Origin of the sequence: Ruminiclostridium cellobioparum DSM 1351 = ATCC 15832, from assembly GCF_000621505.1 — a bacterium.
Classification (GTDB): Bacteria; Bacillota; Clostridia; order Acetivibrionales; family DSM-1351; genus Ruminiclostridium; species Ruminiclostridium cellobioparum.
Window position 1 is genome coordinate 99,979 of the sequence record NZ_JHYD01000024.1, and the last position, 25,878, is coordinate 125,856.

The window sequence follows — 25,878 nt, forward strand, 5'->3', positions numbered from 1 at the left end:
ATTAGGGGTGTATCATATTGAATATCTACAAAAAAGATAACAGACAAATGGCCGGAGTAATAGCAATGACAGCAATCATATGTTTTACGGTATCGGCGCTGCTGTTTGTGGGATTTACCTATATTAACGGAAGGTATTCATTGTCGTTTGAAAAAAGTAATGTCACCAGATCTTCTGTACAAAAATTCAATGAAGCCAGAAGCATTTTGCAGAAATCCTTCTATGAAGAAATAGATACAAATAAACTGCTGGAAGGTGCAATCTCAGGAATGGCGGATTCGCTTAAGGACCCCTATACAGTATATTATAACAAAGACCAGATGAAAGCATTTACCGATATGCAGAGACATACCGAAGATGAATATGTAGGTGTGGGTCTGCCAATAATGCTTGATAAAAACGGGATAATAACTGTCCTGGAGCCCTTTGATGACTCACCTGCAAAGGCTGCCGGCATCAGGCAGGGCGACAAGATACTTAAAATAGACGGAAAGGACATTACCGGGCTCAGAGATGAAGCACTGGTTGCCAGTATGATCAAGGGGCAGGAGAATACCGAAACGGTGCTGACCATACTCAGACAATCCGAAAACAGTACTTTTGATGTGCGGGTTGTAAGAAAAAAGATCAAGGCCATACGCAATATCAGGAGTGAAATGCTGGAAAATAATATTGCCTACATCAAAATAAAAATGTTTGATGAAAATATCAGTGAGAACTTCATCAGCCAGCTTAACAAGCTTGTTGAGCAGGGGGCCAAATCTGTAATAATTGATGTGCGGGATAATCCCGGAGGCCTTTATAATGAAGTTGTATCCATGGCCGATAGAATTCTGCCGAAAGGGACGATAGTTTATACCGAAGACAGACAGGGCAAAAAAAACTTCCAAAAATCCGATGCAACCGAGCTGAACCTGCCTATTGCCGTATTGACCAACGGGAATAGTGCAAGTGCCTCGGAAATATTGGCCGGAGCCATCAAGGACTTTAAAAAGGGTACGCTCATCGGTACAAAAACCTTCGGTAAGGGCCTGGTACAGACCACATACAGCTTCGACGACGGAACCGGTTTAAAGGTGACTATTGCGAGATATTTTACCCCTTCCGGTGTTTGTATTCACGGAGAGGGTATCAAGCCGGATATTGAAATAAAACTCCCGGATAAGTATAAAGACACACCTGTGTCTGCAATACCCCGAGAGGATGATCTTCAGCTTCAAAAAGCCGTACAGGTCCTGCAGGACAGATAATGAATAATATATTTAAACGGGAAGCCGGATAGTTTAATGAAAATTTTTTGTATAAGGCAATTTCAGGTATAAAATCATAAAAATATCCACATAATACCATTAGGAGGTGTTGACAGGTGGATGAAAATGAGAAGTTAAAATATGAAATTGCACAGGAATTGGGTTTAATTGAAAAAGTAATGAAATATGGCTGGAAAAGTTTAAGCCCGAAGGAAACCGGAAGGATAGGCGGTCTGGTCACAAAAAGAAAAAAGACTCAATTGCAGGAAAGTCAGCAGATATAATTTGCTGGCTTTCTTGAATATATGGTAAAATACATACTGAAAAATACAATAAAAACTAAGGATGTGTTTGTTATTTATAACAGTTTTGCCTATGTATATGATAATTTGACCCTTGACATAGACTATCCCGGGTGGGCGGATTTCATTGAAAAGATAATACATAAAAATAAAAAAGAAGCGTCCATGGTATTGGAATTGGGCTGCGGGACAGGCAGTTTCGGAATTGAAATGTCAAAAAGAGGCTATGAGATGATCTGCCTGGATTTATCCAGTGACATGCTGGACCGTGCAGCTGAAAAAGCGGCGGAGGAGGGTGCCGATATACTTTTTTTAAACCAGGATATGAGCAGTTTTGAACTGTATGGAACGGTTGATGTTATCGTATGCCTGCTTGACAGTTTTAATTACCTCATAAAGCCGGCTCAGGTTCAAAGGATGTTCAGGCTGGTACATAATTACCTTAATCCGGGCGGTTTGTTTATATTTGACGTCAATACACCCTATAAGTTTGAAAATATATTATCAAACAATATTTTTTATGAAGTTGATGATGACATCGCCTACATTTGGGAAAACGAATACAATCCCAAAACCAGAAAAGCAAGATTTGATTTAACCTTTTTCGTAAGGGACGGACAGTTATATAGAAGATTTGACGAAACCCATTTTGAAAGAGCATATGATGAAGGGGAAATAATGCAATTTATAAATCAATCAGGTTTAAAATTTATTTCAGTATATGACCATTTGACACTTAGAAAACCATCCTTAAAGAGTGAACGAAATTTTTACGTTTGCAGAAAAGACTAATATTTGGTTTGGTTTTATGGAATAAATGTATACCAATGTGGTAAAATAATTTTATACTAACAACATTTAATAACTTGGTTATCTAAATTCATACATTAAATATGATTTGACAGGTTAGACTATATATGTTAAACTTCTATATGTTGTTACAAATCAGCGACTTATGTCGCAGAACAGTTTAGTTATATTTCAGGAGGAATTAATCAATGGAAAAGGGAAGAGTTAAATGGTTTAATGCCGAAAAAGGATTTGGATTTATCGAAAGGGATGGCGGAAATGACGTATTTGTTCATTTTTCAGCAATCACTATGGATGGATACAAAACACTTGAGGAAGGCTCAGAAGTAGTTTTTGAAGTTGTTGAAGGAGCTAAGGGTCCTCAGGCTGCAAACGTTCAGAGAGCATAATAATTGCTTTAACTATATACTGAAGTAGCCATTATACCCCGATATATTCGATATATCGGGGTTTTCAATATTTTTAGAAAAGTATAAATTGGGAAATTGGAGAAATTTATGAAGGATTACATTATACGTGCGACAGCAGCAGAAGGAACAGTAAGGGCATTTGCAGCTGTAACCACAGAGCTTGTCAACAAAGCCTCAGCAATACATGGCCTGTCACCCATAGCTACGGCTGCACTGGGCAGGACTCTGACAGCGGCCGGAATGATGTCCAAAATGCTGAAGGGCGAGAAGGACAAGCTTACCATCCAGATAAAAGGGGATGGGCCGCTTGGAGGCATTGTAGTGGCTGCAGATTCAATGGCAAATGTAAGAGGGTATGTTCATAATCCCGATGTGGATTTGCCTTTGAATGAGCGTGGAAAGCTCGATATAAGGACAGCGGTGGGTTACGGGTATATAAATGTCATAAAGGATATGGGACTTAGAGAGCCGTATATAGGGTTTGCAGATCTGGTTTCAGGCGAAATAGCCGATGACCTCACCTATTATTTTGCCACCTCAGAGCAGGTTCCATCCACCGTTGCACTGGGTGTCCTGGTGGACAAGGATGGAGTTACAAGTGCAGGAGGCTTTATAATACAGCTGATGCCGGGAGCGGAAGAGGAGACGGTGGAGAAGCTTGAAAAAAGACTTATCGGCTTCCCGTCCATTTCAAAGCTGCTTGCTGACGGAGCAACGCCTGAGCAGATTCTTGACATGCTCCTTGAGGATATGAATCCCAGAGTGATTGAAAAGATCCCCACAAGCTTTACCTGCAACTGCTCTCATGACAGGATGGAAAGAAATCTTATAAGCATAGGCAGGAACGATTTGCTGGAAATTCTTGAGGATGGAAAAGGGGCCGAACTCCAGTGTCATTTTTGCAATAAAATGTATAATTTTAGCCATGAAGACATTGAAAAGCTTATAAAAGAAAACACCTGAAGAGCAGCAAAAAGTTGATAATACGTTGATTTTGAAAGATTTTCAGAGTATATTAACGTCTGCGGATAATAATTCTAAAAAAAAAGAAAAAAAGTTATTGACTTTATACAGCAACTTGTATATACTATCAATTGTCGCTCACGGAAATAACCTTGGGAGCTTAGCTCAGCTGGGAGAGCATCTGCCTTACAAGCAGAGGGTCATAGGTTCGAGCCCTATAGTTCCCACCATTTCCGTGAAGACACAAATTGGCCCGGTAGTTCAGTTGGTTAGAATGCCAGCCTGTCACGCTGGAGGTCGACGGTTCGAGCCCGTTCCGGGTCGCCAATTTGCCCAGATAGCTCAGTCGGTAGAGCAGGGGACTGAAAATCCCCGTGTCGCTGGTTCGATTCCGGCTCTGGGCACCATTAGATTTTTAAAATCTGTGGAACTGATCCGAGGGTTTTATAATCATTAAATCAGAAAAGCAAGAAGTACAAGACAGACAGGTGTTGAGCATTGCATCTTATGTAACAGGTGAGGAGTGCAGGACAGGAAGTCTGACGAAGTAATCCGACTATAAATGTAAAAAAGCGAGGAGTACAAGGAAGACGAGTGTCGAGCACCGGAGCTTATGTGATAAGTGAGGAGCGCAGAACAGGATGTCTGACGAAGTAATCCGATGGTTTAATGATTAGTAAATTGGAAAAAGCGAGGAGTACAAGGAAGACGAGTGTCGAGCACCGGAGCTTATGTGATAAGTGAGGAGCGCAGAATAGGATGTCTGACGAAGTAATCCGATGGTTTTTACAATTTAAAATGCGGGTTTAACTCAGTGGTAGAGTGTCACCTTGCCAAGGTGAAAGTCGAGAGTTCGAATCTCTTAACCCGCTCCAAAAAAATGAGACAGATTGCTGATGTAGTCTGTCTCAATATTGACGGCGCCATAGCCAAGTGGTAAGGCAGAGGTCTGCAAAACCTTTATCCCCAGTTCAAATCTGGGTGGCGCCTCCAGATTAAAACCCCAGTCGTAAGATTGGGGTTTTTGCGATGTATAGCTTTTTTGTTTGGGCCCTAAATTTCCATAAAATTATACTATACAAATTGAGAAACTCAGTATTTATGTGGCTTTTGGATTTTTTAGGTTATACTGTGTATGTTATATTTATAACATACACGATAATAGAGTCATTTCTTAAAGAGCTTTATTTTCGGGGGTTTTGCTTCCTGTATAGTATAAAAATGCGGGAATTTAGGTTGGGCACTATTTGGGTACTACGAAAAAACAACCCTTTTATTTTTGGGGAGTTTCTTTATCGGCTTCTTTATCAACGAACAGCAAATTTTCTAATCTACTTGCTGCTTCTTCATCCCTGCTTTTTAAGGAATGAGCGTAAATATCCAGGGTGGTTGATGTGCGAGAATGTCCTAAACGTTTGCTGACTGTTGTTATATCTACTCCGAGAGATACGAGAAGCGAAGCATTTGTATGCCTGAGCTGATGGAATGTTATCGGAGGCAGGTTATGGCGCTTTAGAAAGGCATGAAACCAAACCGTAGGCCGGGAGGGGGAATATAGGAGTACCGTCGGTCTGTGTGAAAAGCTTGTTGCTGCCTTTCCACAGATCACCCAATTTATATTGCTCTTCGTTTTGCCAGGTATGATACTCTTCGAGCAAAGAGATAACATTGTTAGGCAAAGTAATTTCCCGGTTGCTTGAATCTGTTTTTGTAGATTTTTCAAAACAGCCTTTCCCAGGAACATACTGTCTTGCTTTGTTAATTGAGAGAATATTTCCTGATATATCACTCCATTCAAGGGCAAAATCTAAACTTCAAGATGGAGAGTTGGAAGAGTTTAGAAGGACATTAAGAGAATTAGCTGAAATAGGAGTAAATCCAGTTATTATTCCGAGAGAATGGGGCATAAAACATATACCAAATCTTCTCAATGCGTACTACAATAAAATTGCAGATGAACAATTAAAGGAAATATCAGATAAACAAGCTCTTGACGATGTGATGTACTATTATGCGAAACATAAAAGCTTAAAGGATTTTATATAAAAAGGAGTCCCTTCTGTTAGCACAAAAAGAACCGAATGATCGCAACATTGATAGTATAATGGATATGTTCACTAAACTGAATTTGTCGCCTGTGACCATCAGTAAGCGCACTAAAGAACTATCTGCAAAATCTGTATACTTATCTGAAATAGAAGATGTTTTTAAACAATATACTGGTACACGGTTATGTTTACCTAGCATATAAGAAGCTGAACAGAATCTGGAAACATCAACGGTCCAAGAATTTTCAACAACGGATCAGCGATATGAATACCTGCCTGAAAAAAATATCCTGCGCAGTATACGAATATGATAGTGATTTGGTTTACAGACTTCTGCACTCGAATTCAGTCTAAATCGAGGATTGTTATGAAGCAAAGGTCTCCATATTTTGATTAACATTTGGCAACAATAGATACAGTCCTTCTATTCCTGCCAAATATAAGCTGTCAAACTAAAATCTTTATAAAGATGATGACCTTAATGTTGGCTAAAAAAATGTGCCTATTGTGACTCATTGTATGTTGACTCATTGTATTCAATTTTGTAATATAAATTTGAGGTGTTAAACGATAATGGATATAATAAAGGTCTTTGCTAATAATGTAAAAAAATATAGAACATTAAAAGGGTTATCACAAGAGGCCTTTGCTGAAAAAACAGGTTTGCATAGAACATATATTAGTGCTGTGGAGCGAGAGAAACGAAGTATTGCATTAGATAATGTTCAGAAAATTGCAGATGCATTAGAAGTTGACACATACTTGCTATTTTTAGATCCTAATGCAGATAAGAATATCTAGGCAGATAGAGAGGGGGCATATTCTTGAATAGAAGCAACTATTTTAATTATATAGAGGAAAAGATAGAGTTATTGGCATTACGTATAGAAAAGCGTGGAAAAATTAATCTTCTAGATTTAAATATATATTCTGAAACATTTTTTGCTGAGTTATTGAATATGCTTTTTGATTATAAATTAATAAACTTAAATATCATTAAGCAAAATGTTGAGGGAATTGATTTAATTGATGAAAAAAATAAAGTTATTGCTCAAGTTTCATCAACTTGTACAAAACAAAAAGTTGAATCTTCATTAAAAAAAGAAATATTTAATACATATAAAGGATTTCGATTTAAATTTGTTTCGATTTCAAAGAATGCTGAAAAATTACGTGAGCAAGAGTTTGAGAACCCATATGACGCTATGTTTTCACCAGAAGATGATATCATTGATACCGTCACCATAATAAATGTAATTTTGAATATGTCAATCAATAAGCAAAGACAAGTATATGAATTTATTCAAAAAGAACTTGGTAATGAAATTGATATTGTAAAAGTGGATAGTAATTTAGCAACTATATTAAATATACTTGCAAGTGAAAATTTGGTACATAATATTGAATCTCCAGAAATCAATAAGTTTGAAATTGAAAAGAAAATAAATTTTAATAACTTGGTATCCGTTAACGATACTATTGATGAATATAAGGTATATTATCATAAACTTGATGAAAAGTATTCGGAATTTGACAAACAAGGAGCAAATAAAAGTTTATCTGTTTTCCGTGTGATAAAGAGTCAGTATACCAAGCTTTTACCAGAATGTAAAAGCTCACACGATTTGTTTTTTGCGATAATTGATGGGGTAATAGGAATAATAATAAATAGCAAAAATTATAAAGAAATTCCTTATGAAGAATTAGAAATGTGTGTGCATATATTGGTTGTAGATGCATTCGTTAGGTGTAAAATCTTTAAAAATCCGGAGGGCTATAACCATGTTATTACCAGATAATATACATCCGGAACTAAGTATTTATTATAATGGCTCAATAGTGCTGGAAGAATTAATAATAAAAGAAAAACAACCTGTTTTTGATTTATATCAAAGAGTAAAAAACAAAAATGATATGTCCTTTCCGACCTTTATGTTAAGTTTGGATTGGTTGTATCTTATCGATTTGGCAATTATAGATGAGAATGGGTGGGTAGAACTATGTTCATAAAAAAGTTGATAATAACAAGCTCTAGAGAAGTAATAAGAGATATTGAATTTAAGCCGGGATTGAATTTAATTATAGATAATACTCCCACTACTGATGTGAAATTAACTGGAAATAATGTTGGAAAAACTACAGTTTTAAAGCTTGTAGATTTTTGCTTAGGAGCAGCACCATCAATTATTTATACTGATACCGAAAACAAAAAGGAAGTTTATGACTTAGTAAAAAACTATTTAGTTAATGAAGAAATTGAAATTACTTTAATCTTGAAAGAGGATTTAAACGATCCAAATTCAAAAGAAATTGTAATACAGCGTAATTTCTTGTCAAGAAAAAACACTGTTAGAAATATAAATGGGAACGCTGTCCTTGATAAAGATTTTGAAGATGAACTGCTAAAATTGTTAATACCAAATCAAAAATCTGAGAAGCCGACATTTAGGCAGATAATATCACATAATATTAGATACAAAGATGATAGTATTAATAATACACTTAAGACATTAGATAGATATACTTCTGATGTTGAGTATGAAACCTTACATCTTTTTTTATTAGGTTGCACATTTGACGATGGGGCAAAAAAACAAGCTTTGCTGACAAAAATGAAACAAGAAGATAATTTTAAAGAGCGTTTAGAAAAGAAACAAACTAAAACTGCTTATGAAATTGCGTTATCGATGATTGAAGATGAAATATCAGCCCTAAATGAAAAGAAATCAAGTTTTAATTTAAATGAAGATTTTGAAAATGACCTGGAGAAACTTAACAATATAAAATATAAGATCAACAAAGCCAGTTCCATGATTAGCAAAATGAATATTCGTAAAAATCTTATTGAAGAGTCAAAAACAGAATTAGAGCAAAGTATTTCATCAATTGATCTAAAACAGTTAGAAACATTGTATTCAGAAGCCACAGTTAACGTGGAAGGTATACAGAAGACTTTTGAAGACCTAGTTGCTTATCACAACAATATGCTAGTTGAAAAGGCGAAATTCATTGCAGCAGATTTGCCTTCTTTAGTCGAGAAGATAAAAGAAGAAGAAAAAATGATGATAACATTATTAACCACGGAAAAAGAACTATCTGAAAAAATAGCTAAAGGAGATTCTTTTGAAGAATTAGAAAAGATAATTGTTGAATTGAATGAAAAGTATCGTACTAAAGGTGAATACGAAAGTATTATTTCGCAATTAGACGAGGTTGATAATAATATTAAAGATTTAAATAGTGAAATTAAAATAATTGATGATAAGTTGTTTTCAAATGATTTTGAGGAAATATTAAAAATTCAGATTAAAAAATTTAATAAGCATTTTTCTGCTATATCCCAAGATTTATATGGAGAAAAGTATGCTTTGAAATATGATAGAATAACAAACAAAAATAATCAACAAGTTTACAAGTTTAGTGCTTTCAATGCTAATATGAGCTCAGGAAAAAAACAAGGAGAGATATTGTGCTTTGATTTGGCATATATCTTGTTTGCTGATGAAGAAGATATTCCCTGTTTGCATTTCTTGCTTAATGATAAAAAAGAATTAATGCATGATAATCAATTAGTTAAAGTAGCAGATTTTGTACAAAACAAAAATATTCAATTAATAGTATCAATACTAAAAGATAAACTCCCGGAAGGAATTATAAAAAAAGCTCATGTAGCAGTTGAACTTTCCCAAGAAAGTAAGCTCTTGAAAATTGAGGAAAGACAATAGCGGTGGGTATTACCCAACGTTATTGTCTTAAAGATATTGCAGTAATATATTTAAGATTAGCAACCTCTTAAGAAGTTGTTTTTGGGTGAATAAAATGAACGAGCAGCAATTTTTAAAAACAATGATAGAGATTGTAAAGTATGATGAGTATGAAAATAAGGATGAACTATTAGGAATTTTGAGGAATTCAATAATTACATATAACAAGACAAGTAATTTCACCCGGAAGTCATGGCAATGTTGGGAGAATATAGATTTAAGAGTTTCAGTGCCTATATTGAAGGTAGCAAGAAACCTAAAAAATACGCTAGAAGAGTTGGCATCGATTGTATATATAGAGTCAACTGATTATGATTTTGGAGGATTAAATATAAAGCCGAAGCCTGTTGAACTCGATACTGACGAACCAACTGAACACGATGTTGTTTTTGATGAAATAAAGGATACAGTAATTCAAGGTATTAGAAATGCCCAATATACTATATGGGCAGCTATAGCATGGTTTACTGATAATGAAATTTATGAAGAACTTATTTTACGAAAAAGAGCTGGAGTAAATATAAGAATTATTACTTCTGATGAACAATCAAATCAATATCTTATGGAAAAGCTAGAGGCAAACTTTGAAATAGTAAAAGTACCGCTTAGAGGTAATTACTTATCAAATAGACTCCATGATAAATTTTGTTTAATTGATTTTGAATTTGTAATGCATGGCTCATATAACTGGAGTAAGAATGCCAGAGGTAACGACGAGACTTTAGCTACTGCACTTGATCGAGATTTTGTAAGGAAATTTGCAGATGAATTTATGAAATTATATAATGGAACAAATAATTCAAACTTAGAGAAGTTTTATTGGACAGATGTTATTTTAAAACACACGATTAACAGTTGGTGAATATTGGAATATACTTTAATAGTCGAATAACTTGTGAGCGGATTGGCTCAGTAAGTTGCCAGTATCTCTTTGTAGATGTGGAATTCAAAATCTCATTATTGCAATTGATAATGTAATTCTGTTTTTCTGTTTCTACAGGGAGACAGAATTTTTATTTTGTAAAGGAGATTTGGCTTATGGAAAAGTTCAAATTAAAAGCAAAGGCTTTTAAGAAAATGGAGGACCCCATTGATAAAGACAATGGGCACATCAAGTATGTATGTTATGTGCAAGCAAATAGCATACCTATGGAATTTGATAATTGGATGTCTACAAATCCAAGAGAACAAAAAATGACTACTAATGTCGCTATTAAAATTAAAGAGAGTTTAATGGAAAACTCGAATTTTCATGAATTAAATAGGGGCATTCTTATGTCGGTTGATGAAAAGGTTGAATGGGATAACAAAACAAATGATTTGCTCATATCAATGTCAGATCCTGAAAAACATGGAAACATTGATGGGGGACATACCCTAAGGGCAATTTTAACTGCAAAGAAAAACAACTCATTGTCCGGAGATAAATATGTTTTTTTTGAATTTATAACTGGTATTGATTCACCAGTCGAACTTGCTGCAGCAAGAAACACATCTGTGCAAGTTGATTTAAAATCTATTGCTGAATTAGAAAATAGTTTTGATGCTATAAAAAAAGCGTTCAAGCGTCTTCCGTTTGCAAATAGAATTCAGTATAAAATGAATGAGCACTATACAAATGATGAAATTGAAGAAATTGATGTACGTGAGGTTATTGCGATTCTAATAATGTTCAGTCAAGAAATATATGCATATAAAACATCCTATGGAACTCTTTCAGATGTACAACCGATACAATGCTATTCAGGTAAAGAAGCTAGTTTAAAGAAATTTTTATACTTAAATAGTAGCGATAAAAAAACACAAAAGACTAATAGAGAAAAAATGATTATCAATATGGAAAACATTATACCGGACATTTTTAACTTATGGGACACTGTTGAGACAACTTTTGCTTCAGTATCAAGTGGTGCAGGAAAACGCTATGGAACAAGGAAGTATTCCAAATATAATAATGGTGAAGTTGTTGGAAATGCACTTTTTTCACAAAAAGACCTAACATATTATATTCCAAGAGGTCTGCTATATCCTATTGTGGGCTCTTTTAGAGCTCTTGTCCAAATTGATAGTGAGGGTAAATACTATTGGGCAAAACCTCCACAGGAAGTTTGGAATGCAATCGGACAAAAATTAGTTTCACTAATACTGGATGAGAAAGTTGAAAGTCCTGATGTGATTGCGAAGAATGGGAATCTCTGGAGTAATTTATTTAAAGAGGTTTATATTTACGGATATATGCCGAAATAGAAGAAAATTTTAAAGTTGTCTTGGGGGAAGTGTTTTGATGAGAAAGGCTAGTGTTATAGATGTGAGCGCAATTTCAAATTGTGCAAAAGCAAATACAGATTGGTGGAGTAAAGACCCTAAAGAATTTATAATAAATGTACAACAACGAAGCGAGGTAATCAATATGTGTTTTGCTGAGAATTTAATAAAGAGTCGAAACAAAAAAGATTTGACACAAGAGGGCTTGGCAGAGTTATTGAGTGTTTCCAGGCAGACCGTTTCTCAGTGGGAACAAGGCACTGTGTACCCTAAAGTTGATACTCTGATTAAATTGGCTAAAGAGTTGGAAATTTCATTGGATTGGCTGTTTGCAGAGGAACTTGCTAAATCAGAAGATATCGGTGCGCAGCAAAAGATGCTACCTGGTACTGTTGCAGGACTTGAAACTTTTGCTTCGTCAATAAGTAGTATAATGGAGGAATTCTTATGAGAAAATCTGCCAGATCTTTGGGGCAAGATTATGGTCTAACAGCTCAAGAGATGAATTTTGTGCTTAAAGAAGAAGGATATCTGAATGGAGAGTCCGGAGACTATACTGTCACGGAAAAAGGCGAAAAGTATGCAGAAGAACGTGACTATCATCGAGGGACTGGAGGATATGCCCACTATAATCGTTACTGGACTACCAGAACATGGAATGACGAAATACAAGATGAAATAGATATAACAGAGGAAAGAATAAGAGAAATTCGACAGGCAATTGCTCTTGCTAAACAAAAGGTGAATGCGCAGGAAGAGGAATATACTGCAGTTGAATATTATGAAAATAGCAACGAAAATACGAGTGAGAGTAATACTGATGTTTTTGTTATAGCAGTAAGTACACTACTTACTGCTGCAGCTACTTATGGAATTTACAAAACGGCTCCGCATATTAAACGTTGGTGGAGTGACACAGCTGTACCCGGTTTAAAGAAAGCAAAGAATAAGCTTACCGGTAGCATAAGTCTATGTAACCTATGCAAGCCTTAAAATGAGAAAACCACAAAATTCGGGACACTTTCTACAAAAAACTATTGGGTACTATTTGGGTACTACGCCTATAAAATCAGATCGAATACTATTGCATCCGGCCTATGGATTGCCATCGAAAAACCCTTAAAATACACGGGTTTGGCATGAAATTTAAATAGACAAAACTACGAATCGAGGGTCTGCAAAACCTTTATCCCCAGTTCAAATCTGGGTGGCGCCTCCAGATTAAAACCCCAGTCGTAAGATTGGGGTTTTTGCATGTACATATATTCAGACTTGACCAAGCTCAAGTCCGGGTGGCGCCTTGGCTGGGTTGGGAAGTCGTCCACCACAAAATCTACCAAATAACAAAATAGCATATAAATCTGACAAAAAGCTGTATTTTATTTAAGGACCATCAACTTTATAATCTATTTATAAACCTGCGGGAACTGTCAATTGCTTTAACAAAGTAATGACTAAATAGAATATACAGTCGGAGGGATTTTATATGTCAGATCGGATATATGAAAAATTCGAACCTTTAAAAAATGCGAAACTTGTTTTAGGGTATCTTACATCGATGGTGGATGAGAAATATGACAATCTGCCCTATTGGCTGGTTTTACCTCATAAAAAGCCTGCTGAAGCAGCTCATTGCCGGGTAGACGATGCAGAGCTGGTTGGTTCATGGTATGAAGCTATAGATGCGGTCAGGAAAATGCTTAAAACGGAAGAAGGAGCATCGGTCCAGCAGTCATTTTACAGGCATGTATTAAAGTCCTGGGGAGAGCACGGACTGCGCTTTCATGAACAATATCCATGGACACACACAAATCACAGTTCCTTTCATGAAATGGGGTACATACTCCCGGCACTGAACAGGATGCTGGAGAATAATCCTGAGGATAAGGAAGCAGAAAAGAGGGCATCTGAGCTTATAAGAGGCATGAGGAACCTGGTCGTGGAAAGAAAGGTCAGAACCTTCTGGTCGGGTGATTATGAAGAAAAAGAACCTATATACCAATTTCCCAACGATGTATATCTCAAGGATGGAGGCTTTGACCTGACAAGACATACCGGACGGGGCGAACAGGCAATCAGGAATGCAGTCATGCTGCATGCTCTGGTACGCAGGTATGAAATAGCAAATGACGAAATTGCAATTGATCTGGCCGGCGGTATTGCAAACTATCTCCTGGGTCCTTCACATTATTTTAATTATAAGATGGAATTTTTCGGTCATGTTCATTCAGCAGGCTGGGTTGCATCCGGACTTGCAAGACTTGGCCGTATAACCCGTAATGAACGCTGTATAAAGGCTGGTAAAGGCATATATGATTATATCCGTTCCATATCATCTTCCTTCGGCTGGGTTCCCGAATATGCGCAATGGCATCCTTTGAATGAAGAACACTGTGAAACCTGTTGTATAAAAGATATGATTGAGTGCGCAAACGAGTTGATACTTGCGGGATATGAGGAATACTGGAATGATATGACCCTGTTTGCCCGGAACCAACTGGTTGAAAATCAGGTAAAGGTTTCATCCTACGTTGTTACAGACAATACACTGCCTGACAGTGACGGAATAACTTACAGAGATATGGACAAGAGAATGCTCGGAGGTTTTACCGGGGACTCTTTGATAAACTCCATATCGTTGTCAAAATTCCGTTCCATAGCAGGCTGCTGTGTAGGGATGGCTCCTGTGGCCCTGGAGATTGTATGGAACAGATCTGTAGAATACAATAATGGAATGGTAATTGTAAATATGCCCATTGACAGGGAGACAGAACAAGCCGCGGTGACAATGGAGTATCCGGATAGGGGCTATATTTCCGTCACTCCGGCACAGGAGTGTGATGTGGCAATAAGGATTTATAGATGGATGGGTAAGGATATCCGGGGAAAAATCAATGGAATGGATTATACTCCCGTAATTGTAGGTAACCTTGCAGTATTCAGGAATGTAGCGGCAGGCAGAAAAGTAGAGCTGGAACATTCCATAGAGACAGCAGTAGTAAAAGAAACGGTACGCGGTGAGGAATACTCGGTTTGGTGGAGAGGATGCGATGTTATAGATATATTCCCTCGCGGAGAGCATTTGCGGCTTTACCAGAGAGAGTTGAACAAGCCTGTATACTACCCGTCGGCTAAAGATGTTCAATATACCGGTGCCGCTAACTATGGTCCGACCCAGCAGGCACAAAATAAAAAGTAAAAAATACATTGCTGTGCTATAATATTAATAAAGTTTATCGGGGACTACTGGAAGATTCAGGAGAATACTATGGTTCCATATCAGCGAAGAAATTGTATATGATAATCCTCTGCAGCCTGTCCGGGTCTTGCACGAATTCAGGAATGAAAAGGTTACGGGCAAGTGGCATTATCATAATGAACTGGAGCTCATAGCAGTGGTCAGAGGAGAATTCAGTATTTACACCAAAGACAGAATATTCAGACTGACTGCCGGGGATGTGGCTATTATCGGTTCCTTTGAACCTCATCATTCCTTTAAGGATGAGGGCATCATGGAATATATTGTTCTGCAGTTCGATATTTTCAAGTATATAGGGCAGAATCTCATCTCTTATATGAAATATTTTACTGAAGCCGGCCGTTTGTATAGCCAGCTCAATTATATATTCACCGAGAGCCCCGAGGTTAAGCGGCGGATATTCGACCATATAAATGAAATCTCAAGGGAGTATGCCCGAAGAGAAAAAGGTTATGAAATTGCAATGTACAGTCTTATTTACAAAATCATACTTGAACTTGTGCGCAGTGACAGGAGTTCCCTGCTGGATTTAAAAAACGATTCCGGGATTATAAAACTGCTGCCGGTACTGGACTATATTGAAAAAAATATAAATGGCAGGGTTGATATGAAGGAAGCGGCAAAATTAATGAATCTGGATTATTTTTATTTTGGAAAGTATTTTAAGAAGTATACAGGAAAAACATTTTTAGAATATGTAAATTATAAGAAAATTGTAAATGCAGAACTGATTTTACTGACAGGGGATGTTTCGGTATTGGAAACGGCCTCTCTAATTGGAATGCCCAACATGGCAAATTTTTATAAATTTTTTTATAAATATAACAAATGTTCTCCCAAGGAATTCAGGAGAAAATTATTACTTCAGCAGAATGAATAATCTGTAATGACCAGTAAGCGGTTTTTCTAAAGGAGTGTTGTATAGTGAAAGTAATTTCATTATATGACACTCCTTTTTTAATAAAATTAGTTCTGATAGATGAGTGATAAAATTTACAGGCAATAAAAAAATAGCCTTGACTATTGATGAACCAAATGCTAAATTTAAATTAATTGAATAATATATAGTGTTATAAACACTTCAGGGATAGGTGAAATTCCTTACCGGCGGTAGGCATGAAAATGCGAGCCCGCGAGCGAAAGCAGATCCGGTCAGATTCCGGAGCCGACAGTACAGTCTGGATGGAAGATAGTGTATTTTATTTTGGTATTTTTTGCAGTCCCTGGGGTAGTTTTACTCCGGGGACTTTGTGTTTTTATAAGATGGATGAGGGAGTTTGTATTATGAAAATTGATGAAAATTATATGAGAAGAGCTCTGGAACTTGCCAAAGGGGGATGGGGAAGAACCAATCCCAATCCCCTTGTGGGTGCTGTAATTGTCCGGGACGGAGAGATCATTGCCGAGGGCTGCCATGAGAAATTGGGCGGTGCTCATGCGGAAGTGGCAGCCTTCCGGAATGCAAAGGGGGAGGTTGGGGGAGGGACGCTCTACGTCAATCTTGAGCCCTGCTCCCATTACGGAAGGACACCGCCCTGTGCCGAGGCAATTATTAAAGCCGGTATCAGAAAAGTGGTGATTGCCATGGAAGACCCCAACCCAAAGGTTTGCGGCAGGGGAATCAGTATGCTGAGGAATGCCGGAATTGAAACTGTTGTGGGAGTGCTTGAAAAAGAGGCTAAAAGGCTTAATGAGATATTTATCAAATATGTCACTGAAAAAAAGCCCTTTGTCATCATGAAAACCGCAATGACACTTGACGGGAAAATCGCCTCGGTGACCGGAGACTCCAGGTGGATTTCGGGAGAGAGCTCAAGAGAACAGGTGCATGTAATACGTGATAGGGTCTCGGCCATCATGGTGGGAATAAATACAGTCCTGACCGACAACCCGTCACTTACTACAAGGCTGGATTCCAAAAGCGGCAATGACCCTGTCAGAATCATTGTTGACAGCAGGGGAAAAATACCTGTGGACAGCCGGGTTATCAACAGCGGATCGGCAGCCGGCGTTATACTTGCCACTACATCGGCAATTGGGGGTGAAAAGGAAAAAATACTCACAGACAGGGGTGTACGCATTTTAAAGCTGGATGGGGCCCCGGGACATGTTGACCTGTCCCGGCTGATGGAGGAGCTGCACAGGGAGGAAATGGACAGTGTGCTGTTGGAGGGCGGCGGCAGCCTGAATGCCGCTGCATTGAACTCAGAGATAGTGGATAAGGTAATGGTGTTTATAGCACCCAAAATTATTGGAGGAAGGGATGCAAAAACACCGGTTGAAGGGGAAGGAATACAATTTATGAAAGACGCACTTGAATTGAGGGATATCAGTATCAGCAGGTTTGATGAGGATATCCTGATAGAAGGGTATGTGAAAGGAGTCTCATGTTTACAGGGATCATAGAGGAAGTGGGTGAAATCAGGGGAATTGTACATGGAAGTCTGTCCATCCGGCTTTCGATACACTGTCCAAACATAATGAGGGATGTAAAAACAGGGGACAGTATTGCAGCGAACGGAATATGCCTTACAGTGACCGAACGGGGGGAGAAAGGGTTCTCGGCTGATGTCATGCCTGAAACCATGAGAAGGACCGGCCTTAACAAATTAAAGTTGTCGGACAGGGTAAATCTCGAAAGAGCTCTGAGGATAACAGACAGGCTGGGAGGGCATATTGTAACCGGGCACATTGACGGTACGGGAATTGTGACAGGAAGAACGGAAGAGGATAACGCCATCTGGCTTACGCTTGAAGCTCCCGATGCCATCATGAAATACATTGTCATGAAAGGTTCGGTTGCACTGGATGGCACAAGTCTGACAGTTGCCCATGCGGATGAAAAGAGTTTTAGAGTGTCACTTATACCGCTGACTGCCGGAGTAACCACCCTTGGCTCCAGGAAAGCCGGGGACGTGATCAATATTGAATGTGATGTGATAGGCAAGTATGTGGAAAAGCTTTTAAACAAAAAGTATGAACCGGAACCCGGCAGGGATATATCTCTGGATTTTCTCCGGGAAAACGGTTTTGCCTGATAAAATTTTATGAAAAGGAGGAGAAGAAATGAAATTTAATACTATTGAAGAGGCCATAGAAGATATAAGGCAGGGAAGGATGATCATAGTCGTGGATGATGAGGACCGTGAAAATGAAGGGGACCTCCTGATGGCTGCTGAAAAGGTAACTCCCGGGAGCATTAACTTTATGGCCTCATATGGAAGAGGAATGATATGTGCCCCAGTGACCGAAGCACGTGCCGGAGAGTTGGGGCTTGGCCTGATGGTGGAGAGGAATACCGAAAGTATGAAAACCGCATTTACCGTCACTGTGGATCACAAAAGCTCCACAACGGGCATATCGGCCCATGAAAGGGCAAACACCGTAAAGAAGCTGGTGGACCCCGGTTCGGGCAGCAATGACTTTTTGAGACCGGGACACATATTTCCGCTGATTGCCAGGGATGGCGGTGTATTGAAGCGTTCGGGGCATACCGAGGCGGCAGTGGATCTTGCGAGAATGGCAGGTTTGTATCCTGCCGGAGTGATATGTGAGATCATGAATGATGATGGAACCATGGCAAGAGTACCCCAGTTGATGGAATTTTCAAAAAAGCATGCTCTCAAAGTAATAACTGTAGCCGAATTGATCAGATATAGAAGAAACAATGAAAAACTGGTAAAGGCGGCCGCCTTTGCCGAACTTCCCACCGAATACGGGGATTTCACCATTGCGGCCTATGAAAATGTTGTAAACGGCGAACACCATGTTGCCCTGGTCAAAGGGGACATAGGCAGTTCAGATGAACCTGTGCTGGTAAGGGTGCATTCAGAGTGCCTGACGGGGGATGCCTTCCACTCAAAGAGATGTGACTGCGGAGAACAGCTGGATGCCGCAATGAGACAGATCGGCAGCGAAGGAAGGGGCATACTGCTGTATATGCGTCAGGAGGGGCGCGGGATAGGTCTGGTAAATAAAATACGTGCCTATGAACTGCAGGATAAGGGTAAGGATACGGTGGAGGCCAATGAACTGCTGGGTTTTGCTCCGGATTTGCGGGAATACGGTATTGGCGCCCAGATACTTTATGATCTGGGTGTGAGAAAAATAAGGCTTCTGACCAATAATCCCAAAAAAGTGGTCGGACTGGAGGGATACGGACTTGAGGTGGTTGAAAGAGTGCCTATCACGGTTCAAACCAATGAGTCAAATGAATTTTACATGAGGACGAAAAAGGAAAAGATGGGACATATACTCGGTGATGTCAATATTGACACAAATACACTAAAACATCAGGAGGGCGGTAAAGTATGACAATAAAAACACATGAAGGAAATTTGATTGCAGAGGGTTTAAAGTTGGGCATTATTACAGGCAGGTTCAACGAATTTATCAGCAGCAGGCTGCTAAGCGGCGCAATAGATGCCATTTCAAGGCACGGCGGAAAAGAAGAGGACATCGAAGCAGCCTGGGTGCCGGGTGCTTTTGAGATACCCCTTGCGGCACAAAAAATGGCAGCTTCTCAAAAATTTGATGCGCTCATCTGCCTTGGAGCCGTCATAAGGGGTTCTACACCGCATTTCGACTATGTTGCCGGTGAAGTGGCAAAGGGCATTGCAAAGGTTTCGTTGGATACCGGGATTCCTGTGATATTTGGAGTTCTGACAACAGATACCATAGAGCAGGCTGTCGAAAGAGCGGGAACAAAAGCTGGAAACAAGGGATATGATGCTGCTGTGACCGCCATCGAAATGGCAAATCTGCTTAAACAGTTAAAATAATGACAAATATGCCTTTCAAATACATTTTATTTAAAAATAATGCATGTATAAGCTAAATTTAACACCTATAAAAATTTGATTTATAAATAAAAATAAATATATAAAAAAAATCATTTGCTACCTTGAAACCTTTAAATTGTTAGAGTAGGATAATCTATATAAGAGCCGACAAAAGGACAGGCGCAATGGAGTATTAAACAGGCTCTTGTACGGTTTTGGGAAGTGAAAATGTAAGTGCACACGTAATTGGTTAATGTAATCACTGTTAAAAAATCGAGGTTTGGACACCGGTTTATTTAATCAAATTATAGGAGGTTTTATTATGAAAGGCTGGAATCCGTTTGGAAAGGTAGACATGGAAATTGGCAGTTTTTTAAAGGCATCGCCGTTCAATAAGGAATATAAATGGGGGAAGACAGAAGATTCCGGTAATTCTGAAAAAGATGATAAAAAAGGTAAATAAAAAAGGTAAATAGATAAAACCTGGCAGATATTTTTGCCGGGTTTTTTTGAACAAAGTTTACAGAATCCTGGAAAATTAAGCTTTGTAACGGATTTTTAACATACCCTGACTCTACAATATGGTAAAATTAATAAATATAAACCAGTGGCTGCCGGACCGATATACGTTTCAGATGTTACAGACCACTGGAAGTTATTTGAAAATTTTGCTAGAAAATAATCGAAAGACAGAGGTTAAAGGGTTAAAATGAAAAATTTAAAATCAGCAATACGTATAATTCTGATTCTTGCAATGCTGGTCAGTTTTGTACCCAATCTGACTTTGTCAGCACAGGCCGAACCGGAACAGAAGCTGGAACTGCACGCTTTCTATCCTGCTCAGGTGACATTTTCCGAAAGTATGAAAAAATACATAGATGAACTTGATTCGGTAAGTTTTGCATGGGGCAGAATGTACGCTGACCTGGACCAGGGGGTGGTTACCGGGCTGGGTATAAATGGGAATACAATGTTTTATTATCCTGCGGATTATACTGATGTATTGAAATATGCCAAAAGCAAAAATAAATCCATCCAGCTGAACATTTTTTCCGACAGCGTCAACGCAATAGCAATATTGCCCTATGAGGAACAGCGGAATAAGGCGGTAAATGCGATAGTAGAATTGCTGAAGAACGAAGCGGGCAATGGCAGCGGCATTTATTTCGACGGTGTGGTAATTGACTTTGAAGGACTTCAGGATAAGGATATCAGCGGCAAAACCATGATTATTGGAGGAAAGTCTGTCAGCGACTGGTATAATCAATTCCTTAAGGAGCTGAAAGCCCGGCTGAATGGCATTAACAAAAAAATGTATGTTGCCGTTAATCCTCTATTGAATTATTCAGGCTACAATTACGGTGAAATAGCGGCTACAGCCGACAAGATGATTGTAATGGCCCATGACTACGAGCCGGTAACCGTTCTGGACAAAGGACAGGTAATGCAGTATGCCGGATACAACAGCCTGAGTCCTATTGACGGTCTGGCACCTATCAAGAAAATAAAACTTGCGATGGAAGATATAAAAAAGAATGTGGATAAGGCAAATCTGTCCAGAGTGATGCTTCAAATCAATTTTGATGCGGCACAATGGCGGTTTGAAGCTGCATCAGCCGATGCATGGAATAAGATCCCCGGATCGGTTATAAGCATGGAAAACAGGAATACACCTACATATCAGATGCTCTATAACCGCATTCAGAATACCGACGGCAAGGCGGTAAAAATGGCTTACGGATACAATAACGAGCTTCAGGGCCCTGTGCTCCAGTTTTATAATGCAGTCGACCATACATATAATGTTGCTTTGTATGAGAACAGCAAAAGTATAAAGGCAAAAATAGATATGGTAAAGGAATACGGCCTTGGCGGTATCTCCCTGTGGAGCCTGGCAAATGTACCCGACTATACCGACAAGACCTCAAAAGCATATGGCCTTGATGTATGGGACAGCATATTAAGTGCTCTGCCTGTGATGACCCCGGCAGCACCCGGTGCAAAGGTGACCTTTAATGACGGAGTGGTTGAAGCAGCAGTGAGAAAGCAGCTGATGAAGCCCACTGGAACCATATACAGCAGCGAATTGTCCAAAGTGTACAGACTTGCCGTACCGTCGGGGGTAAAAACACTTTCCGACCTGAAAAAACTTACCAACCTGGAGTATCTGGATATAAGCAACGCCCAGATAACGGATATAACCAGCTTAAGCTATTTGAAAAATCTCAGGGTGTTATACCTCCAGAGGAATAACATATCCGATATTTCGCCGCTTAAGGGGCTTACCGGGCTTGAAGTGCTGTCACTGAACGGAAACAGGATTTCAAGCATAAGTTCATTATCGGCATTAACCTCGCTGACGGAATTATATATCAGGGACAATATAATAACGGATTATTCACCATTGGTTAATTTAAAGAAGTTGAATATTCTGTACTTAAAGGGCAATACCTCGGTAAATTATGCAAAGCTTGACAGTATAAAAGCAGGATTGGTTGAGAAGGATTTTTAGCAATAGGGTTACTATATCCGTTTACCATAAAAATTTTTTAAAACAATGTACCTAATGGGTTGTGTATGCTATAATTCGTTATATATCAATTTTTGCTGGAAATAAGCTGCTTGTTTGGTGAAATACTTTCATAGAGTATTGTATAAAAACATTAAATGAGTCATTGTGCATTTCCCGCTTATACCGCCTGCGAGGAAGGCGGAACGGAGGGTTACATGAAGAAATATTTTACCGGCGCCTGGGCGGTTTTTAAGAACTACTTATTTGCAATGATTTTCTTTTATATATTTTTTATAGGCTTTTATTCCAAGGCCAGCCTTTTTTCCATTGCAATTTTTATTGTAATGATTTTCCTGATATATTCCGAACTGCACCACCTGACCGGAGTTGACAAAAGGCGGTATGGCAGTGTAAAGCTGACCGACAGTATCATATATGCCTTGATTGCAATAGCTCCCATGGTACTGCTGCAAATAATCATTTCATTCCTCAGTTTTGAGTCACCGATTATTAATTTTGATGTCTTAAAGCTGAATCTGATAAAAGGGCTGACGGCTCCCATGCTGTTTATTGCAAAGCTGGGCGGATACCAGGTACCCGGATATATAGCAGCCTGGGCCACAGTTGTTATAATGTCCTTTCTGGGATATTTCGCAGGTTACAAGGCTTTTGACCTGAATGCGTTTATAAGACGGCTTTTTGGCCTTCAACCCAAGAAGAGGCCTACGACTAATAAAAAGAGAAGGTTCTGGTAAAAATGACAAAGAACACTATAGTGGCTGAAAGTTATAATCTTGCTGTTGATGCCGGTTTTAGCAGCTATCTTGAAGAACATGCTACCAGTGAGAATTGTGAAATAAAAGTAGACGAAGAAAAGCTGGTAGCTGAAATAGAGTTTGAATGGTTGAATTCAAAGCTTCCAGAACTTGATATGCAAACTCCCATGGAGTATATAAATTCCATCTCTTCTCTGGAGGAACTTACAGAATTATTTATAGATATCTCATCTGTTTCAGATGTGGGTGTGCCCGATATTCTTATGGCCAGACTGAAAGAATACGGAAAAGAGGCAGCCGATAAATTGTTCGGCTTTGTAAAGGCCTGGCTGGAAAACAAGGAACCCAAAAAAGTTTTAGCCGTATCGCAGTCGGTATATGCCATCGGATGTTTCAGATACCCTGAATATAAGAAAAAACTGATTGAGCTGCTGCTGGAGTGCTTTAGAGATGACTTGATTTCCGAAGCCGTATGTGCGGCTTTAGTGGAATATGATGTGGATGTTCTGGAGGATTTGATAAAGACCTTCCATGCAACAGAGCAGTCTGAAATACAGGAACATTTATTGGCCTGTGTTGCCGAGATATCCAGGGACAATCAGTCCGATGAGATTTTTTATTTCCTTAAGCATGCTTTCAGAGTGGTTTCAAATCTGAAACTTGCCGTGGAGGTGCTTGGGGATTATGGTGACGGAAGGGCTATCCCACTGTTAAGAGGCTATATTCTTAAGAATATAAAAGAAATGGACAGGTCGACCTTCAACCATGTGCGTGCTGTAATCAAGAAATTGGGCGGAGAAATAGACGATCTGGTATACACCAGTCAAAGCTGAAAATTATTATTATGAACCCGATAAAAAAGGACATATCCGGATGATGGATATGTCCTTTTTAAAATAACGCGTTGTGTTAGTTAATTTAATATGCTTTCCCGGGTAAAATCCAGTTGTAAAGGCCACATGAAACAGCTTTAACACATGTCGGTACAATCAATAGCGCTCCCGACCGCTATCCATCAATGGATCGCCTCCGAAGTTCTTGCCTGAAATAGTATGGCTTACTCAAGCACCTCTTTGCCGTCGCAGCGACTCGACCATCCGGGTCTCGCGTGCTGCTCAAATTGACCTCCTGTCAATTTCCCGGCACGATGTACTTGAATAAGCCTACAAATTTCAAGCAAGCTCTTCTAATCAGGCTTCTCATTGATGGATACGTTCTCGCGCACTATTGAAGCACGGTTCTTTAAAGCTGTTCCCGGTGGGGTAGCAGCTATTTATTACGGAAAGTACCTGTGCGGTTAAACTAACTTAACGCGTTAATTTAACCTGTTATGCTAATCGAAATCTTGTTTTGCTTTACAGATAGACTTAATTAAAATCAACTGGTACGCGAGAACAACTTCATGAAATAGGATGCACGGTTAAAAACAATTACGATTAAATTGTCGACGAAGGTAAAGTGTATTTTATGAAGTTAGTGCGGAAGTACCAGTTGATATAAAAAAATCACACAGGTAAAGCAAAAATTAAATTAATTAGCACAACGCGTTAATTTAATTATAAATCCTTTTTTTATGCATATCGGAGATAGTTGTGAATATCCATAATAATAAGCATACTCTTACAGATAAAGTTCATAAACAAAAATTCATAAACAATTTTTTGCCGCTATTTGTGGCTCATGGAGGTAATATGATAGTAGTAATCAGTAAAAAGAATATATTGTTCGTTTGCCTGCTGCTTTTATTCTCATTGACAGTTTTCAGCATTGGCTTTGCGGTCGACTATTCAAAGCCGGTGACGGGAGATAAGCAGACAGACAATCCAGCTGCAGGTGAGCAGGCACCCGCGGAAACGGCACCTGCTCCAAGGACCGTAATACTTGATGCCGGCCACGGAGGGGAGGATCCCGGGGCGGTGAGCGATTACAGCGGTTTGAGAGAAAAGGATATAAATTTAAATATTGTAATGCTTATAAAAAATCTGCTTGAAAAGGACGGCTACAGGGTTATTCTGACAAGAGAAACCGACCGGCTGGTTTACAGTGACGAAGCAAAAACCATATTGCAAAAGAGGAAAGAGGACTTGACGAGAAGGAAAAAAATAATGGATGAGTCAGGAGCCGATATAGTTTTAAGCATACACCTGAATAAGTTCCCACAGACGAAATATCATGGGGCCCAGACCTTCTTCCCTCCAAATTCACCTGACAGCCAGAAACTTGCAAATGAAATACAGAACTCCATAAGACTGAATGCCGATAATGCCAATGACAGGGCAGCGCTTGTGAAAAAAGACCAGATAATGATATTAAAGAATCTCAAAACACCCACTGTAGTTGTGGAGTGCGGTTTCCTCTCCAATTCGGATGAAGAGAAGCTGCTGGGTAATGAGGAATATCAGAACAAACTGTCAGCAGCAATAAAGGCAGGGGTGGATAATTATTATAAAGCCAGGGATAAAGCCACGGAAAAAGGGAAATAATAATTTACCGGTTTATTAATCAGGGTTCTGCCATAAAGACAGCTCCCTGATTTTTTTGTTGATTTTATATAGGGCTAACTGTAAAGCAAAACAAAATTTCAATTAGCACAACAGATTAAATTACTGAAATTACTAACCGTATAAATAAAAAACGGGTAGCAGTATAAGCCCGAAGTTTGCTATAATAAACTTGAAATTTGTCAGGCGTCGGAAAAATCATTCCGGTGAGTGTGCCAAAAACTTAAAATACTACTT

At 38.8% G+C, this 25,878-nt stretch carries 26 protein-coding genes, 5 tRNA genes and 1 riboswitch; of the genes, 30 read left to right on the forward strand and 1 reads right to left on the reverse strand.

The genetic code is table 11. The features are described from left to right. Window positions 1–17 precede the first annotated feature (17 nt). The 10 genes from T344_RS0109765 to T344_RS0109810 all read left to right on the forward strand — a co-directional run bounded on the left by T344_RS0109765 (window position 18) and on the right by T344_RS0109810 (window position 4,728). Window positions 18–1,250: a S41 family peptidase gene (locus tag T344_RS0109765; RefSeq protein ID WP_242842052.1), complete on the forward strand. Its 1,233-nt coding sequence runs from the start codon at window positions 18–20 to the stop codon at window positions 1,248–1,250. Between the two features lie 116 nt (window positions 1,251–1,366). Then, window positions 1,367–1,534 (forward strand): alpha/beta-type small acid-soluble spore protein, encoded by a 168-nt coding sequence (locus tag T344_RS0109770; RefSeq protein ID WP_027628545.1) that lies wholly within the window; start codon window positions 1,367–1,369, stop codon window positions 1,532–1,534. Between the two features lie 21 nt (window positions 1,535–1,555). Next, window positions 1,556–2,344: a class I SAM-dependent DNA methyltransferase gene (locus T344_RS0109775; RefSeq protein WP_084331174.1), complete on the forward strand. Its 789-nt coding sequence runs from the start codon at window positions 1,556–1,558 to the stop codon at window positions 2,342–2,344. 206 nt (window positions 2,345–2,550) lie between these two features. After that, a complete protein-coding gene (locus T344_RS0109780; protein ID WP_004627690.1) occupies window positions 2,551–2,751 on the forward strand; it encodes a cold-shock protein in 201 nt (66 codons plus the stop codon). 108 nt (window positions 2,752–2,859) lie between these two features. After that, window positions 2,860–3,735: an Hsp33 family molecular chaperone HslO gene (gene hslO / locus T344_RS0109785; protein WP_027628547.1), complete on the forward strand. Its 876-nt coding sequence runs from the start codon at window positions 2,860–2,862 to the stop codon at window positions 3,733–3,735. A gap of 154 nt (window positions 3,736–3,889) precedes the next feature. Continuing rightward, window positions 3,890–3,965: transfer RNA gene (locus T344_RS0109790), tRNA-Val, on the forward strand. A 20-nt stretch (window positions 3,966–3,985) separates the two neighbouring features. Continuing rightward, window positions 3,986–4,062, forward strand: a tRNA-Asp gene (locus T344_RS0109795). 4 nt (window positions 4,063–4,066) lie between these two features. Continuing rightward, a tRNA-Phe gene (locus T344_RS0109800) sits at window positions 4,067–4,142 on the forward strand. 393 nt (window positions 4,143–4,535) lie between these two features. Beyond that, a tRNA-Gly gene (locus T344_RS0109805) sits at window positions 4,536–4,610 on the forward strand. Window positions 4,611–4,654: 44 nt separating this feature from the next. Then, window positions 4,655–4,728: transfer RNA gene (locus T344_RS0109810), tRNA-Cys, on the forward strand. 280 nt (window positions 4,729–5,008) lie between these two features. Here T344_RS0109810 and T344_RS31915 read toward each other — a convergent pair. Further along, window positions 5,009–5,479, reverse strand: coding sequence for a site-specific integrase (locus T344_RS31915; protein ID WP_084331175.1), 471 nt, complete (start codon window positions 5,477–5,479; stop codon window positions 5,009–5,011). Here T344_RS31915 and T344_RS0109820 point away from each other — a divergent pair. The 20 genes from T344_RS0109820 to T344_RS0109915 all read left to right on the forward strand — a co-directional run bounded on the left by T344_RS0109820 (window position 5,404) and on the right by T344_RS0109915 (window position 25,623). Continuing rightward, window positions 5,404–5,781, forward strand: a complete 378-nt coding sequence (locus tag T344_RS0109820) for a hypothetical protein (RefSeq protein ID WP_027628549.1) — start codon at window positions 5,404–5,406, stop codon at window positions 5,779–5,781. The two genes, T344_RS31915 and T344_RS0109820, sit on opposite strands and share 76 nt — an antisense overlap. 575 nt (window positions 5,782–6,356) lie before the next feature. Beyond that, the gene (locus T344_RS0109825; protein WP_027628550.1) at window positions 6,357–6,584 is read left to right on the forward strand and encodes a helix-turn-helix domain-containing protein; all 228 of its coding nucleotides are present in this window, start codon (window positions 6,357–6,359) and stop codon (window positions 6,582–6,584) included. Window positions 6,585–6,607: 23 nt separating this feature from the next. After that, on the forward strand, window positions 6,608–7,582 hold the full coding sequence (locus tag T344_RS0109830) for an ABC-three component system protein (protein ID WP_027628551.1): 975 nt from the start codon (window positions 6,608–6,610) through the stop codon (window positions 7,580–7,582). Further along, a complete protein-coding gene (locus T344_RS0109835) occupies window positions 7,566–7,793 on the forward strand; it encodes an ABC-three component system middle component 6 (RefSeq protein ID WP_027628552.1) in 228 nt (75 codons plus the stop codon). The genes T344_RS0109830 and T344_RS0109835 overlap by 17 nt, the downstream gene beginning before the upstream one ends. After that, window positions 7,784–9,508 carry a DUF2326 domain-containing protein gene (locus T344_RS0109840; protein WP_027628553.1) on the forward strand — a complete coding sequence of 575 codons (1,725 nt, stop codon included), beginning with the start codon at window positions 7,784–7,786 and terminating at the stop codon, window positions 9,506–9,508. Before T344_RS0109835 ends, T344_RS0109840 begins: the two co-directional genes overlap by 10 nt. 94 nt (window positions 9,509–9,602) lie before the next feature. Further along, entirely contained in the window at window positions 9,603–10,409 is an 807-nt protein-coding gene (locus tag T344_RS27970; protein ID WP_084331177.1) for a phospholipase D-like domain-containing protein, read from the forward strand. A 176-nt stretch (window positions 10,410–10,585) separates the two neighbouring features. After that, window positions 10,586–11,794: an AIPR family protein gene (locus T344_RS0109850; RefSeq protein ID WP_034861009.1), complete on the forward strand. Its 1,209-nt coding sequence runs from the start codon at window positions 10,586–10,588 to the stop codon at window positions 11,792–11,794. Window positions 11,795–11,831: 37 nt separating this feature from the next. Next, on the forward strand, window positions 11,832–12,263 hold the full coding sequence (locus T344_RS29695; RefSeq protein ID WP_051571737.1) for a helix-turn-helix transcriptional regulator: 432 nt from the start codon (window positions 11,832–11,834) through the stop codon (window positions 12,261–12,263). Further along, the gene (locus tag T344_RS0109860) at window positions 12,260–12,805 is read left to right on the forward strand and encodes a hypothetical protein (RefSeq protein ID WP_027628555.1); all 546 of its coding nucleotides are present in this window, start codon (window positions 12,260–12,262) and stop codon (window positions 12,803–12,805) included. The genes T344_RS29695 and T344_RS0109860 overlap by 4 nt, the downstream gene beginning before the upstream one ends. A 493-nt stretch (window positions 12,806–13,298) precedes the next feature. Continuing rightward, entirely contained in the window at window positions 13,299–15,011 is a 1,713-nt protein-coding gene (locus tag T344_RS0109865; RefSeq protein WP_027628556.1) for a glycoside hydrolase family protein, read from the forward strand. 127 nt (window positions 15,012–15,138) lie between these two features. Further along, the gene (locus T344_RS0109870) at window positions 15,139–15,951 is read left to right on the forward strand and encodes an AraC family transcriptional regulator (protein ID WP_051571740.1); all 813 of its coding nucleotides are present in this window, start codon (window positions 15,139–15,141) and stop codon (window positions 15,949–15,951) included. Window positions 15,952–16,145: 194 nt separating this feature from the next. Further along, a riboswitch (FMN riboswitch) is annotated at window positions 16,146–16,269 on the forward strand. 86 nt (window positions 16,270–16,355) lie between these two features. Then, window positions 16,356–17,477, forward strand: a complete 1,122-nt coding sequence (ribD, locus tag T344_RS0109875; protein ID WP_027628558.1) for a bifunctional diaminohydroxyphosphoribosylaminopyrimidine deaminase/5-amino-6-(5-phosphoribosylamino)uracil reductase RibD — start codon at window positions 16,356–16,358, stop codon at window positions 17,475–17,477. After that, window positions 17,459–18,109 (forward strand): riboflavin synthase, encoded by a 651-nt coding sequence (locus T344_RS0109880; protein ID WP_027628559.1) that lies wholly within the window; start codon window positions 17,459–17,461, stop codon window positions 18,107–18,109. The genes ribD and T344_RS0109880 overlap by 19 nt, the downstream gene beginning before the upstream one ends. 28 nt (window positions 18,110–18,137) lie before the next feature. After that, window positions 18,138–19,385, forward strand: coding sequence for a bifunctional 3,4-dihydroxy-2-butanone-4-phosphate synthase/GTP cyclohydrolase II (locus T344_RS0109885; protein WP_027628560.1), 1,248 nt, complete (start codon window positions 18,138–18,140; stop codon window positions 19,383–19,385). Beyond that, on the forward strand, window positions 19,382–19,852 hold the full coding sequence (gene ribH, locus T344_RS0109890; RefSeq protein WP_027628561.1) for a 6,7-dimethyl-8-ribityllumazine synthase: 471 nt from the start codon (window positions 19,382–19,384) through the stop codon (window positions 19,850–19,852). Before T344_RS0109885 ends, ribH begins: the two co-directional genes overlap by 4 nt. 322 nt (window positions 19,853–20,174) lie before the next feature. Next, window positions 20,175–20,315: a hypothetical protein gene (locus T344_RS30985; protein WP_154669435.1), complete on the forward strand. Its 141-nt coding sequence runs from the start codon at window positions 20,175–20,177 to the stop codon at window positions 20,313–20,315. Window positions 20,316–20,561: 246 nt separating this feature from the next. After that, the gene (locus T344_RS0109900; RefSeq protein ID WP_027628562.1) at window positions 20,562–22,364 is read left to right on the forward strand and encodes a leucine-rich repeat domain-containing protein; all 1,803 of its coding nucleotides are present in this window, start codon (window positions 20,562–20,564) and stop codon (window positions 22,362–22,364) included. A 215-nt stretch (window positions 22,365–22,579) separates the two neighbouring features. Next, a complete protein-coding gene (locus T344_RS0109905; protein ID WP_027628563.1) occupies window positions 22,580–23,119 on the forward strand; it encodes a hypothetical protein in 540 nt (179 codons plus the stop codon). Between the two features lie 2 nt (window positions 23,120–23,121). Continuing rightward, window positions 23,122–23,973: a hypothetical protein gene (locus tag T344_RS0109910; protein ID WP_027628564.1), complete on the forward strand. Its 852-nt coding sequence runs from the start codon at window positions 23,122–23,124 to the stop codon at window positions 23,971–23,973. Between the two features lie 858 nt (window positions 23,974–24,831). After that, a complete protein-coding gene (locus tag T344_RS0109915; RefSeq protein WP_027628565.1) occupies window positions 24,832–25,623 on the forward strand; it encodes an N-acetylmuramoyl-L-alanine amidase in 792 nt (263 codons plus the stop codon). Window positions 25,624–25,878 lie beyond the last annotated feature (255 nt).